The sequence below is a fragment of the Actinoplanes sp. NPDC026619 genome, from assembly GCF_040638295.1.
GTDB lineage: Bacteria > Actinomycetota > Actinomycetes > Mycobacteriales > Micromonosporaceae > Actinoplanes.
In genome coordinates, this window is record NZ_JBEZYA010000003.1 from 95,460 (window position 1) to 108,939 (window position 13,480).

Consider the following 13,480-nt stretch of genomic DNA (forward strand, 5'->3'; position numbering starts at 1 on the left):
AGCCTATTCTGACAGGATAGGCATCGAGTTTGATGTCCCGAGGGAACAGGAGTGCGGTGTGGATCTGGGCCGGCAGTTACGTGCTCTGCGTGCGGCGAGCGGGCGCACCCTGGCCTCGGTGGCGGCCGAGGCCGGCCTCTCGGTGCCGTACATCGCGAACCTCGAGAACGGCCGCGGCAACCCCACGGTGGACGCGATCGACCGGCTCGCCCGGGCGCACGGCGCGACGCTGATGCTCCACCTCGAACCGGCCGGCGGCGCCGCGGTGGAGCCGGCCGCGCTGCCGGCCTCGCTGGTTCGGCTCGGCCGCACGCCCCGGTTCCGCCGGGACGTGCAGACCATCGCCGAGGCGACCGGGGAAAATTCGGCCGAGCTGGCCGGGCGGCTGCTCGGCTCGCTGGCCGGGCTGGCCGGGCGCGACCTGGCCGAACCCGACTGGTTCCGCCTGCTCGACGCGCTGCTGCTGGTCACGCTGCATCCGCACCCGGCGAAGTGACAGGCCGGCCGGGCCCCCTCGGCCCGGCCGGCGCTGCGGTCAGGCGGCCGGAGTCAGCACCACGGTCGCGCTGCCGGTTCGCGGCGGGGCGCCGGTGTCGGTGTAGGACGCCACGAAGACGGCGGTGAGGTTGTCGGATCCGGCGTGGCCGGGGTCGAGGAACGTGGTTATCGAGCCGGTGCAGCCGGACGACGTGGACAGTGGGTGGCCGTGCTGGTCGTGGCCGAGGATGTAGCTCACCGTCACCCGCGCGCAGTCGATCGGGGCGTCGTCGGTCACCGCCACCTGATAGGTGACCGTGTCGCCGAAGCTGAACGGCTGATCCTCGGTCGGGGTCACGAACGTGACCACGGGCGCGAGGGTGCCGACCGGGAGGAGCACCTCGGCATTGGCCGAGCGGCCGGTGCTGTCGGTGACCTTGAGGACCGGGCGGTAGTCGGCGTTCCCGGTGAACGTGTAGGTCGGGTTCGGGGCACGCGAGTCGACCCGGCCGTCGGCGTCGAAGTCCCAGGCGTACGACAGGGTGTCGCCGTCGGGGTCGGTGGTGCCGGCGCTGGAGAACGTCACGGTCAGTGGGGCCTGGCCGGACGCCGGGGTGGCCGAGATCTTCGGGATCGGGGTGCGGTTGCCCCGGACGTAGTCGATCCGGGCCAGCTGGGCCTCGGGGTTCTCGCTGAAGTAACCGTCGCCGTACTCGAGGACGTAGAGCGCGCCGTCCGGGCCGAACTCCAGGTCCATCGGGTTGTCGAAGACGATCTCCGGCAGGACCGGGTCGATCTGGGTGACCTGGTTACGGCGGTCCAGGTGGAACGCCTTGACGTAGTCGCGGGTCCACTCGGCGAACAGTGGCAGGCCGTCGAACGTGGCCGGCCACTTGAACGGCGAGCGCAGGGTCCGGGAGTAGGAGTACGCCGGGCCACCCATCGGGCCGATGCCGCCGGTGCCCAGCTCGGGCCACGCCGTGCTCGCGCCGTACGAGTAAATGACCTCGGCCTTCTCCACCGGCGGCAGGTTACGCAAACCGGTGTTGTGCGGCGACGCGTTGACCGGATGCTTGCAGTCGAACGGCGCGCCGGAGACCCCGGTGGCGAAGTCGTAGTCGACGTAGGGCTGGTCGGGGGCAACACAGTAGGGCCAGCCGTAGTTCGCCGGCTTGTCGATCGCCATCCAGCGGCCCTGACCGGCGGGACCGCGGGCCGGGTTGGCCACCTGCGCGTCGGGCGAGTAGTCGGCCAGGTAGACGACGTCGGTCACCGGGTCGACGGTGAACCGGAACGGGTTGCGCAGGCCCATCGCGTAGATCTCGGGGCGGGTCTGCGCCGTACCGGGCCGGAAGAGGTTGCCGCGCGGGATCGTGTAGCCGCCGTTGCGCCCGACCCTGATCCGCAACAGCTTGCCGCGCAGGTCGTTGGTGTTGCCGGCGGAGCGCTGCGCGTCGAACACCGGGTTGCGGTCGGCACGCTCGTCGATCGGGGCGTAGCCGTCGGAGAAGAACGGGTTGCTGTCGTCGCCGGTGGACAGATACAGGTTGCCCTGGCTGTCGAAGTCGATCTTCCCGCCGACGTGGCAGCACATCCCCCGGTCGGTCCCGACCTCGATGATCCGCTGCTCCGAAGGCAATACCAGGGTGTTGCCGGTCAGCTTGAAGCGGGACAGCCGCATGACGCCCTTGAACGGCGCGAAGTCGGCGGCGGTACCGGTGGACGGCGCGTCCCCCTCGTTGAAGATCGGGGTCGCCGGGTCGTCGGCCGGGGTGTTCAGCGGCGGTGAGTAGTAGATGTACACCCAGTGATTCCGCGAGAAGTCGGCATCGATCGCGACGCCCTGCACCCCCTCCTCGTCGTGCAGGTAGACCGGGATCCTGCCGGCCAGGACGTTGCGGCCGGTCGACGGCTCGTGGATGCGGACCTCGCCGCTGCGGGCGGTGTGCAGCACCCGCCGGTCGGGCAGGACGGCGAGGGCGATCGGCTCCCCCGGGAAGTCGTCGAGGGTGACCTTCTGGAAGTCGGACGAGGGCGGCAACTCATGGCCCGGATGAGCCATGGCCACGGCCGGGACAGCAAGCACGGCTGCGCCGACAAATGCCACTAATCCGGTACGGCGGAGCATCAGAACCGCAGCCCGGCCAGATAGTTGAACCCGACCCGGGCGGTGTCGAGGGCCTGCGCCGGAGTGCGCGGCGGTGACCCGGCGTCGTCGCGTTCGACGATGTATTCGATCAGGCCGGCCTCCCGGGAGCGGGCGAAGATCCGGCCGAAGTCGATCAGCCCGTCACCCGGGTCGGCGAAGCTCGCGTTGACGTCGAGATCCTTGACGTGGACCTGCTTGATCCGCCCGCGCAGTTGCGAGATCAGGTCGACCGGGTCGTGTGCGCCGCGGAACGCCCAGAACAGGTCGACCTCGAGGTGCACGTTCCGCGGGTCGGTCTCGCCGGTGATGATGTCGTACCCCGTCTGGCTCGTGCCGTTCTGCCGGAAGAACTCGGCGTGGTGGTTGTGGTAGCCGAAGTCGAGCCCGGCTCGCCGGGCGAGGGCGCCGGCCCGGTTGAGGTCGCGGGCGAAGGCCCGGTAGACGGCGGCGTCGCGGATCGGCCCGGTCGGGCCCTGCCCGAAGAACGGGTGGACGATGAAGTGGTTGCCGACCACGTTGGCATCTTCGAGGGCCTGCTCCCACACGTTCGCGTCGAACGGCTGCGGGATGCCGACGTGGCCCGAGGTGGCCCGGATGCCGGCGGCATCGAGCGCGGCGCGGAACTCCGCCGCCGTACGGCTGACGAAGCCGGCGTGCTCGACCCGGCTGTAACCGATCTCGGCGAGCTCGGCGAGGCTGGCGGCGAGGTCGATCTGGAGCTGATTGCGCAGCGTGTAGAGCTGCACGCTGATCTGGTCACGCGGCACACGGTGCAGAGAACCGCCGGCGCCGGCCGAAGCGGCGGTGGGAGCGGCGAGAGTGCTGGCGGCGCCCGCGGCTGCGGCGGCACCGAGGAGTTGGCGGCGATTCATTGACGCTCTCCTTTGGATAGCTGTCCGCGCAGATTACCGAGAAGTTTCGTCCACAGTGAACCCAAGTTTCTTCATATCCAGCAAAAGTTCTCGAAGTCCGAGCAAAACCCTTCGCTACTCAGCGTCACTGATGATGCCGATTTGCGATTTGTTTTCGCTTCGGTGCAACGCGGTAGCCGGGTCGGTGCGTCTTTTATCGTGAAGCACCGGATCCCCCGGGGGACAACTGAACAGACAAATGCTGGAGGGGGACCGGAAATGAATCCGACCGGATTCGAGGCGATCACGCCCGAACAGCGCGACGAATTCCAGCGGGAAGGGATCCTGCTCATTCGCGGCGCGCTCACCGAGCAGCATCGCGCCCGGCTCGAGGCGGCCGTCGACCGGGTCTACGCCACCGAGCGCACGGACGGCGGGACCCTGCACCTGCTCGGTTTCCTGGACCGGGACGAGGAGTTCGGCGAGCTGCTCACCCAGCCGACGACTTTCCCGTACGTGTGGGGCCTGGCCGGGTGGAACATCTACTCGCACCACAACCACCTCGACGTGACCCCGCCGACGCCGGACGAGGCGCCGCCGGCCTGGGGCTGGCACCAGGACGGATACCGGCAGAACTCCGACCCGGAGATGCTGTTCGGCGACCAGCCACGGCCGATGCTGTCACTCAAGGTCGCTTACGTGCTGTCCGATCTGTCCCGCACCGGCCGCGGCGCCACCAAGGTCATCCCGGGCAGCCACCTGCGCAACACCCTGGACCGCACCGACGACGGCAGCGACCCGCGCGGCACCGTGGAGATCACCGCGAACCCGGGCGACGCGTTCGTCTTCGACCGCCGGCTGTGGCACTCGCGCTCGGTCAACCGCAGCGCGGTGACCCGCAAGATGCTGTTCGTCGGTTACACCTATCGATGGATCCGGCCGCTCGACGACATGCCGATCGACCGCGACGGCGAGTGGTGGCGCAATCGCACCCCGGTGCAGAAACAATTGCTCGGTGAAGCAACTCACACCGCCAATCACTGGGGCGTGAATTGGGACGGATACATTGACGAGAAAATCCCGTTGCGCCACGAATTGCAAACGCGCGGCCTGCTCGACCGATCCATTCCATGGCTCCGCTAGGCGGTAACGGAAAGTAATCTCCGTCGGCCCCGCCCCATCCCGGACGCCTCACCGAGCCTGTGCGACCGGACAAGCGGGGCCGACGGTCAAGGCCTCCGGCCCACGCTCGACCCCACATCCCAGCTTCGCTCAGCCTGTCAACCCACCGTGGCCAGCCCCCTGGTCGTCCGGGTTGCGGGGCGTGCGGGGCACCGGGGAGGGCGACGGGGCCGGTGGCAACGCCTCCGGTTCGGCCGACCGGGGGCGGCGGCCGGGCCGGCATCGTGTGAGCGAACCGCCGGCCCGGCCGCCCACCATCAGGCGATGCGGGACTCCGCGTCGACCCGGGTGATGGCGTCGGTCAGGACGGCGAGGCCTTCGCGGGCCTCGGACTCGGTCAGGGTCAGGGCGGGGCCGATGCGGATCACGTTGCCGTAGAGGCCGCCCTTGCCGACCAGGAGGCCGCCGGCGCGGCACTCGTCGAAGACGCGGACGGTCGCGGCCGGGTCGGGCTCGGTGGTGCCGGGGCGCACGAACTCGATGCCGATCATCAGGCCGCGGCCGCGCACCTCCCCCACGATCGGCGCGTCGAGCGCGCGCAGGCCGTCCAGGATCAGCGTGCCGACCGCGGCCGCGTTGGCCTGGAGGTCGTGCGAGAGCACGTAGTCGAGGACCGCGTTGCCGGCCGCCGCGGAGAGCGGGTTTCCGCCGAACGTCGAGAAGCTGATCGCCGGCACCGCGTTCATCACCGACGCCCGGCCGACCACGCCGCCGAGCGCGAACCCGTTGCCGATCCCTTTCGCGAACGTGATCAGGTCGGGCGTCACGCCGTGCGCCTGGTAGCCCCAGAAGTGATCGCCGGTGCGCCCCCACCCGCTCTGCACCTCGTCCGCGATGAGCAAGATGCCAGATTCATTCAAGACTTTCTGGTACGCCCCGAGCACCCCGTCGGGCGCCGCGACGAACCCGCCCACGCCCTGGATCGGCTCGGCGATCAGCGCGGCCACGTCCCCGGCGGTGACGGTGGCGAGCACCTCGCGCAGGTCGTCGACGGCCGCCTCGGCGAGGTCGCCGTCGTTGAGCCGGGCCATCCGCCCGCGCAGCCGGTCGGCCGAGGACAGCCAGGAGACGTTGAGCGGGCTCAGCGAGCTGGACGACCAGGAGCGGTGGCCGGTGACCGCCATGGTCGCGAACGTCCGGCCGTGGTAGCTGTTCTTGATCGCCAGGATCTGGTTGGAGCGGCGCACGTTGGTGGCCATGAGCAGGGCGGTCTCGTTGGCCTCGGTGCCGGAGTTGGTGAGGAAGACGCGGGCGTCCGGGATGCCGGAGAGCCGGGCGATCTTCTCGGCCAGCTCGACCTGCTGCCGGATCAGGTAGAGCGTCGAGGTGTGCACGACGCCGGTGGCGAGCTGCCGCTGCACCGCCTCGTTGATCTCGGCGATGTCGTACCCGATCATGTTCGTCAGCACGCCGCCGAAGAAGTCCAGGTAGGTGCGGCCGGCGCCGTCGGTGACCCGCCGGCCGGAGCCGGAAACGATCTCGATCGCGTCGTCGCCGTAGTAGATGGGCATCCAGTCCGGCAGCACGGCTTGGTGACGGGCCAACAGGTCATCTGACATGGAGAGCTCCTTGCCTAACGCCAGCCGCGCGGGTGCTGGCGGGTTCGGGGGCCGCTGCCGCGGCTGTCGAGGATGGCGGCCGAGGCGAGGGCGTCGGCCAGGTCGTCGTAGCCGCCGGCGACCAGGCCGGCCGTGACACGGACGTGGTCGCCGGCGAGCGGGGTGACACAGAACGGCGCGCCCGGGGCGACCGCGATGCCGCGCGCGGCAAGCGACACCATGGCGATCTGCTGGTCGTCGACGGCCATCCACAGGTTGATGCCGTCGGCGGCGGTGGCGGTCACGCCGCGCTCGTGCAGGCGGGTGAGCAGGGCGGTGCGGCGGGCGGCGTACGCCCCCCGGGCGTCGGCGACCTGCGCCATCGCGCCGGGGTCGGTGAGCAGGTCCAGCAACACGGCTTGGAGGAGCCGGCTGGACCAGCCGGGGCCGAGGTGGCGCCGGTCGGCGACCGCGGCGACCAGCGAGGCGGGGCCGCCGATCGCGGCCAGCCGCAGGTCGGGTCCGTGGCTCTTGGAGAAGCTGGCCACGTGCAGGGTGCGGCCGGGCAGGAAGGAACCGAGGCTCACCGGTGGCGCGGTGGCGATGTCGCCGGCGTGGTCGTCCTCGACGACGGTGGCGCCGGGGAACTCGCCGAGGATGGTGGCGATCTCCGCGGCCCGCGTGGCGGAGAGGCTGACGCCGGTCGGGTTGTGCGCCCGGGGCTGCAGGAACACCGCGACGGCCGGGTGCTCGGCGAGGACCCCGTGCAGCCGGTCGGGCCGCATGCCCTGGTCGTCGAGAGGCACCCCGAGGACGGTCGCGCCGACGGTTTGGAGCAGGTCGAGCAGGGGCGGGAAGGCCGGGTTCTCGACGATCACGTGGTCGCCGAAACGGACCACGGCGGTGATCACCCGGTCCAGGGCGTCGAGCGCGCCGTCGACGACGGTGAGCCGCTCGGGCGGGAACGGCCAGCGGTCGCGCAGCACCTCCTCGAGCGCGGGCAGCACCGGGTCGTCGAGGTAGCCGGCGGTCAGCCGGCCGTCGCCGAGCCGTTTGAGCGCGTCGGTCAGGTCGGGCAGCAGGTCGTGGTCGGGCACGCCGGTGGACAGGTCGCGGGCGACCACGGCGGCCGTGCCCATCTGGGCGAACCGCCAGCCGGCCCGGGGCGCGCCGGGGGCGGCCACGAACGTGCCGGAGCGGCCGCGGGTCTGGATGGCGCCGGCCCGGGTGAGGCTGCGCCAGGCCTCGCTGACGGTGGTCGGGCTGACCCCGAGCTCGCGGGCGACGTCCCGCACGGTCGGCAGCCGGGCACCGGGCGGGAAGCTCCCGTCGCTGACCAGACGGCCTACCGCCGCGGCGATGCCCCTAGCACTTCGATCGTCCACCGACCCCGTAATCAGCTCGATCAAGTTTGCCTTCCCGAAACAACTTGTAACTTACGAGCAATTGTCCGCCTCGATGTGTGTCGTTAGTGTCCTACGGCATCTGAACCCGTCAGGCAAGACCTAGCGAAGGCCGTATAACGGGGAGTAGACAGACGATCACAGGCGCTTCCACCGTGCCCGTGACCGGCAACTGATCAAGCAAGGAGGGCAGTCATGACCGACATCGTCCGCGCCGCTCTCGTCCAGACCACCTGGACGGGCGACAAGGAATCGATGATCAAGGCGCACGAGGATTACGCCCGTGACGCCGCAGCCCTTGGGGCGAAGGTGATCTGCTTCCAGGAGCTCTTCTACGGCCCCTACTTCTGCCAGGTGCAGGACGCCGCATATTACGAGTACGCCGAGTCCATTCCCGGCCCGACCACCGAGCGCTTCCAGGCGCTCGCGGCCGAGCTCGGCCTGGTGATGGTCCTGCCGATGTACGAGAAGGAGCAGGAGGGCGTCCTCTACAACACCGCGGCCGTGGTCGACGCCGACGGGAAGTACCTGGGCAAGTACCGCAAGCACCACATCCCGCAGGTCAACGGCTTCTGGGAGAAGTTCTACTTCCGTCCCGGCAACCTCGGCTTCCCCGTCTTCGACACCGCGGTCGGCAAGGTCGGCGTCTACATCTGCTACGACCGGCACTTCCCGGAGGGCTGGCGTGAGCTGGGCCTGGGCGGCGCGCAGATCGTCTTCAACCCGTCCGCCACGAGCCGTGGACTGTCGAGTTACCTGTGGCAGCTGGAGCAGCCGGCCAGCGCCGTGGCGAACGAGTACTTCATCGGCGCGATCAACCGGGTCGGCATCGAGGAGCTCGGCGACGACGACTTCTACGGACAGTCCTACTTCGTCGACCCGGAGGGCAAGTTCGTCGGCGACGTCGGCGACACCCACAACCCGGAGCTGATCATCCGTGACCTCGACCTGGGCCTGATCAAGACGGTCCGCGAGCGCTGGCAGTTCTACCGGGACCGCCGGCCGGAGGCCTACACGCGGACGGTGGAGCTGTGAGCGCGAGGAGAGAGCCGGTTTTGCGAGCCCCGCAGTCGCGAACGAAGGGGGCACTGTGACGATCCTGATCAAGGGCGGCACCGTCGTCGGGCCGACCGGGCCCTACGCCGGCGACGTCCTCGTCGACGGCGAGACCATCGCGGCGATCTTCGCCCCGGGGCAGGCGCCCGAGGGCCCGGAGATCATCGACGCCACCGGGAAGTATGTGATTCCGGGTGCGATCGACGCGCACACGCACATGCAGATGCCGTTCGGCGGCACCGAGGCCAGCGACACGTTCGACACCGGCACCAAGGCGGCCGCCATCGGCGGCACGACCACGATCATCGACTTCGCCATTCAGAAGTACGGCGAGGTGGTGCAGGACGGGCTGGCCGCCTGGCACGCCAAGACGGCCGACCAGTGCCACATCGACTACGGCTTCCACATGATCCTCGGTGGCGTCGACGACGACTCGCTCAAGGCCATGGACCAGCTGGTGGCCAGCGAGGGCATCACGAGCTTCAAGCTGTTCATGGCGTACCCGGGCGTCTTCTACTCCGACGACGGCCAGATCCTGCGGGCGATGCAGAAGGCGCGCGACAACGGCGCCATGATCATGATGCACGCGGAAAATGGTCCGGCCATCGACGTACTCGTCAAGCAGGCTTTGGAAAGGGGCGAGACCGATCCGATCTATCACGGGATCACCCGCCCGCAGGAGCTCGAAGCCGAGGCGACCAGCCGGGCGATCTGGCTGGCCAGTGTGGCCGCCGACTGTCCGCTCTACATTGTGCACCTGTCCGCGTCGAAGGCCCTGGAGCAGGTCCGGAATGCTCGGGATCTCGGTCGCAACGTCTTCGCCGAGACCTGCCCTCAATACCTCTACCTGACGCTCGAGGACCAGCTCGGCGCGCCGGGCTTCGAGGGTGCCAAGTGGGTCTGCTCCACTCCCCTGCGCTCCGGCAAGGAGAGCCACCGCGCCGACCTGTGGCAGGGCCTGCGCACCAACGACCTCTCCGTGGTCTCGACCGACCACTGTCCCTTCTGCATGAAGGACCAGAAGGAGATGGGGATCGGCGACTTCTCCAAGATCCCGAACGGCATCGGCAGCGTCGAGCACCGCGTCGACCTGCTCTACCAAGGCGTCGTCGACAAGAAGCTGTCGCTGGCCCGCTGGGTCGAGACGATCGCGACCACGCCGGCCCGGATGTTCGGCATGTACCCGAAGAAGGGCATCATCGCGCCCGGCTCGGACGCCGACATCGTGCTCTACGACCCGAACGGCCGCACCCGGATCAGCGTCGAGACCCACCACATGAACATGGACTACTCGGCCTGGGAAGGCTGGGAGATCGACGGCAAGGTCGACACCGTCCTGTCCCGCGGCGAGGTCATCGCCAGCGGCGGCGAATACCAAGGCCGAAAAGGCCGCGGCAAGTACGTTCCCCGCTCGCTCAGCGACTACCTGGTCTGAGGGGCGCACATGGACATCGGAGTCGTTTTACAGAACGACCCGCCCGCCCTGGGCGTGGTCGAGATGGCCAAGAAGGCCGAGGCGGCCGGCTTCAGCCACGTGTGGACGTTCGACTCGCACGTGCTGTGGCAGGAGCCGTTCGTCATCTACTCGAAGATCCTCGACGAGACCGAGCGCGTGATCGTCGGCCCGATGGTCACCAACCCGGGCACCCGGGACTGGACGGTCATCGCGTCGCTGTTCGCCACGCTCAACGAGATGTACGGCAACCGGACGATCTGCGGCATCGGCCGGGGCGACTCGGCGCTGCGGGTGCTCGGCGCGCAGCCGCAGACGCTCGGGCAGCTCCGCGAAGCGGTCCAGGTCATCAAGGGCCTGGGCAGCGGCGAGAAGGTGACCCTGCGCGAGAAGGAACTCCAGTTCGCCTGGGCGCCCGACTCGCGGCTGGAGGTCTGGGTCGCGGCGTACGGGCCGAAAGCCCTGGCCCTGACCGGCGAGGTGGGTGACGGCTACATCCTGCAGCTCGCCGACCCGGACATCGCGGCCTGGATGATCGGCGCGGTCCGCGCCGCCGCCGAGAAGGCCGGCCGGGACCCGATGTCGATCAAGTTCTGCGTGGCCGCGCCCGCCTACGTCGGCGACGACCTCGAACACCAGCGCGAGCAGTGCCGGTGGTTCGGGGGCATGGTCGGCAACCACATCGCCGACATCGTCGGGCGCTACGGCGGCGACGGCGGCGCGGTGCCGCAGGCGCTGACCGACTACATCAAGGCCCGGCAGGGCTACGACTACGCCGAGCACGGGCGGGCCGGCAACAGCCACACCACGTTCGTGCCGGACGAGATCGTCGACCGGTTCTGCATCCTCGGCCCGGTGGAAAATCACCTGAAGCGGCTCGAGGAACTGAAGGCGCTGGGCGTCGACCAGTTCGCGGTCTACCTGCAGCACGACGCAAAACTGGCCACGCTCGAGGCCTACGGCTCGCAGATCATCCCGGCTATTAAATGAAGAGAGCCCTGTACGTCCTCCTCGGCGTCGTGATCTTCGCGGCGCTGTGGGAGGGCTACAAACTCGTCGGCAGCCCGGACGGCACCGTGCTGTTCGGGGTGCGGTTCCTGCCCCGCGCCGACGACCTGTCCATGCCGCACCTGTGGACGGTGTTCCAGCGGCTGGGCAAGCCCGAGCTGACCGGCGGGCAACCGGTCTGGATCGTGGTGCTGCACGCCTGCGCGTTCACGTTCGGCATCACCGCGGTCGGCTTCGTTACCGGCGCGCTGGTCGGGTTGCTGCTCGCCGTACTCATGCAGCAGTTCCGGCTCGTCGAACGCGGCCTGTTGCCGTACGTCATCCTCAGCCAGACCGTGCCGCTGGTGGCGCTCGCGCCGCTGGTGGCCGGCTGGGGCGGCACCATCATGCCGCCCTGGGCGACGGTCTCGGTGATCGCCTCCTACCTGGCGTTCTTCCCGGTCGCGGTGGGCATGCTGCGCGGTCTGCAGTCGCCGGCGGCGAGCGGCGTGGAGCTGATGCGCAGTTACGCCGCCGGGTGGTGGCGCACGCTGATCAAGCTCCGCTTCCCGGCCTCATTGCCCTACCTGTTCCCGGCGCTGCGCCTGGCCGGGGCGGCCGCGGTGGTCGGCGCGGTGGTCGGCGAGATCTCCACCGGAACCCGGGGCGGCATCGGCCGCCTGATCATCGAATACTCCCGCGAGGCCACCAGTGACCCCGCGAAGGTCTACACCGCGATGCTCGGCGCGGCCCTGCTGGGCTTGTTCGTCGCCGGCGTCGTCACCCTGCTCGAAGTGCCGCTCATGAGGCACCGGCGCCACGTGGAGGTGGTAACGCTTTGACCGCCGTCGTCGTGGACAACGTCACGAAGGTCTTCAACCAGGGCAGGAACGACGAGGTAACTGCCCTCTCCGATGTCGAGTTGACCGTGGGCGACGGCGAGTTCGTCTCGCTGATCGGGCCGTCCGGGTGCGGCAAGAGCACACTGCTGCGCCTGGTCGCCGACCTGATCCAGCCGACCACCGGCACGGTCACCGTGGCCGGCAAGAGCGCCGACAAAGCCCGCCGCGACCAGGACTACGGCATCGCGTTCCAGCAGGCCGGGCTGTTCGAGTGGCGGACCGTGCTGCGCAACGTGGAACTCCCCCTCGAGCTGCGCGGCCTGAAGAAGGCCTCGCGCAAGGCCAAGGCCGAGGAGATGCTCGCGCTGGTCGGGCTGTCCGACTTCGCCGGGCACTACCCCGCCCAGCTCTCCGGCGGCATGCAGCAGCGGGTCGCGATCGCCCGGGCCCTGGCCGTGCAGCCGCCGCTGCTGCTCATGGACGAGCCGTTCGGCGCGCTCGACGAGATGACCCGGGAACGGCTGCAGACCGAGCTGCTCGACATCTGCGCCAAGACCGGCACCAGCACCGTCTTCGTCACACACTCCATCTCCGAAGCGGTCTTCCTGTCGACCAAGGTCGTAATCATGTCGGCCCGGCCCGGCCGGATCACCGCCTCCATCGACGTCGACCTGCCCGCCCGCGACGAGGCGGCCCGGCAGTCCGAGAAATACTTCGAGCACGTCACCGCCGTACGGCAGGCGTTGCGTGGCGTGCCCGCGAAGAGCGCGACATGAAGTGGGTGCGCAATGTTCTCCCGCCGGTGGTCGTCGGCGTAGCCGCGATCCTGGCCTGGCAGTTGACCGTTGACCTGGGGCGGATCGCGCCGTTCATCCTGCCGTCCCCGAGCGCCATCTGGGCCGAGCTGGTCGAGCAGAAACAGAACGTCTGGGAGGCGGCCCTCGCCAGCGGCACCAACGCGCTGATCGGGCTGGTCGCCGGGGCGATCCTGGGCGTGCTGTTCGCGATGGCGGCCAGCCGGTTCCGGCCGCTCGCCGAGGTGTCCATCCCGTTCGCCGCGGTGATCAGCGCCCTGCCGATCATCGCGCTCGCCCCGATCCTCAACAACATGTTCGAGGCCACCAGCAGCATCCCCCGCCGCATCGTCGCCGCGATCATCGTGTTCTTCCCGGTCTTCCTCAACACCCTGCGTGGCCTGCGGGAAGTCAACCCCATCCATCAAGAGCTCATGCACACGTACGCCGCGAGCGGCTGGACCTTCGCCCGCAAGGTCCGCCTGCCCGGCGCACTCCCCTATGTCTTCACCGGCCTGCGGCAGGCGTCGTCGCTGGCCGTCATCGCCGCGGTCGTCGCCGAGTACTTCGGCGGGCTGCAGGACGGGCTCGGCTCGCGGATCACCTCCGCGGCGTCGTTCACCGCCTACCCCCGTGCCTGGGCCTTCGTGGTCGGCGCCTGCCTGCTCGGACTGGCCTTCTACCTCACGACGCTCCTGCTGGAGCGGCTCGCCATGCCGTGGCGTACACGGCTGATTTCCTGATTTCT

Annotated in this window: 12 protein-coding genes; 8 read left to right on the forward strand and 4 right to left on the reverse strand. The window is 69.4% G+C overall.

Going from position 1 to position 13,480, the window contains the following annotated elements; genetic code table 11:
- Positions 1-58 precede the first annotated feature (58 nt).
- Positions 59-496 carry a helix-turn-helix transcriptional regulator gene (locus AB0E90_RS08880; RefSeq protein ID WP_360401638.1) on the forward strand — a complete coding sequence of 146 codons (438 nt, stop codon included), beginning with the start codon at positions 59-61 and terminating at the stop codon, positions 494-496.
- Between the two features lie 39 nt (positions 497-535).
- On the opposite strand, the gene AB0E90_RS08885 is transcribed toward AB0E90_RS08880, so the two are convergent.
- Together AB0E90_RS08885 and AB0E90_RS08890 are read right to left on the reverse strand one after the other, a co-directional pair.
- Positions 536-2,539, reverse strand: coding sequence for a PQQ-dependent sugar dehydrogenase (locus AB0E90_RS08885; protein ID WP_360402451.1), 2,004 nt, complete (start codon positions 2,537-2,539; stop codon positions 536-538).
- 65 nt (positions 2,540-2,604) lie between these two features.
- Positions 2,605-3,498, reverse strand: a complete 894-nt coding sequence (locus tag AB0E90_RS08890; protein ID WP_360401641.1) for a sugar phosphate isomerase/epimerase — start codon at positions 3,496-3,498, stop codon at positions 2,605-2,607.
- Between the two features lie 258 nt (positions 3,499-3,756).
- Here AB0E90_RS08890 and AB0E90_RS08895 point away from each other — a divergent pair, with 258 nt between their 5' ends.
- Complete coding sequence (locus AB0E90_RS08895; protein WP_360401644.1) at positions 3,757-4,620, forward strand: phytanoyl-CoA dioxygenase family protein; 864 nt, start codon at positions 3,757-3,759, stop codon at positions 4,618-4,620.
- 296 nt (positions 4,621-4,916) lie between these two features.
- Here AB0E90_RS08895 and AB0E90_RS08900 read toward each other — a convergent pair whose 3' ends face one another.
- Together AB0E90_RS08900 and AB0E90_RS08905 are read right to left on the reverse strand one after the other, a co-directional pair.
- Positions 4,917-6,218, reverse strand: coding sequence for an aminotransferase class III-fold pyridoxal phosphate-dependent enzyme (locus tag AB0E90_RS08900; RefSeq protein ID WP_360401647.1), 1,302 nt, complete (start codon positions 6,216-6,218; stop codon positions 4,917-4,919).
- Positions 6,219-6,232: 14 nt separating this feature from the next.
- A complete protein-coding gene (locus AB0E90_RS08905) occupies positions 6,233-7,606 on the reverse strand; it encodes an aminotransferase class I/II-fold pyridoxal phosphate-dependent enzyme (RefSeq protein ID WP_360401650.1) in 1,374 nt (457 codons plus the stop codon).
- Positions 7,607-7,795: 189 nt separating this feature from the next.
- Here AB0E90_RS08905 and AB0E90_RS08910 point away from each other — a divergent pair, with 189 nt between their 5' ends.
- Genes AB0E90_RS08910 through AB0E90_RS08935 form a run of 6 tightly spaced genes read left to right on the forward strand, consistent with a single transcriptional unit; the run spans position 7,796 to position 13,475 of the window.
- The gene (locus AB0E90_RS08910) at positions 7,796-8,635 is read left to right on the forward strand and encodes a nitrilase-related carbon-nitrogen hydrolase (RefSeq protein ID WP_360401653.1); all 840 of its coding nucleotides are present in this window, start codon (positions 7,796-7,798) and stop codon (positions 8,633-8,635) included.
- Positions 8,636-8,690: 55 nt separating this feature from the next.
- Positions 8,691-10,091: a dihydropyrimidinase gene (hydA, locus tag AB0E90_RS08915; protein ID WP_360401656.1), complete on the forward strand. Its 1,401-nt coding sequence runs from the start codon at positions 8,691-8,693 to the stop codon at positions 10,089-10,091.
- A 9-nt stretch (positions 10,092-10,100) separates the two neighbouring features.
- On the forward strand, positions 10,101-11,099 hold the full coding sequence (locus AB0E90_RS08920) for a TIGR03842 family LLM class F420-dependent oxidoreductase (RefSeq protein ID WP_360401659.1): 999 nt from the start codon (positions 10,101-10,103) through the stop codon (positions 11,097-11,099).
- Positions 11,096-11,938 carry an ABC transporter permease subunit gene (locus AB0E90_RS08925; protein WP_360401662.1) on the forward strand — a complete coding sequence of 281 codons (843 nt, stop codon included), beginning with the start codon at positions 11,096-11,098 and terminating at the stop codon, positions 11,936-11,938. Before AB0E90_RS08920 ends, AB0E90_RS08925 begins: the two co-directional genes overlap by 4 nt.
- Entirely contained in the window at positions 11,935-12,714 is a 780-nt protein-coding gene (locus AB0E90_RS08930; protein WP_360401665.1) for an ABC transporter ATP-binding protein, read from the forward strand. Before AB0E90_RS08925 ends, AB0E90_RS08930 begins: the two co-directional genes overlap by 4 nt.
- Positions 12,711-13,475: an ABC transporter permease gene (locus tag AB0E90_RS08935; protein ID WP_360401668.1), complete on the forward strand. Its 765-nt coding sequence runs from the start codon at positions 12,711-12,713 to the stop codon at positions 13,473-13,475. The genes AB0E90_RS08930 and AB0E90_RS08935 overlap by 4 nt, the downstream gene beginning before the upstream one ends.
- Positions 13,476-13,480: the final 5 nt, after the last annotated feature.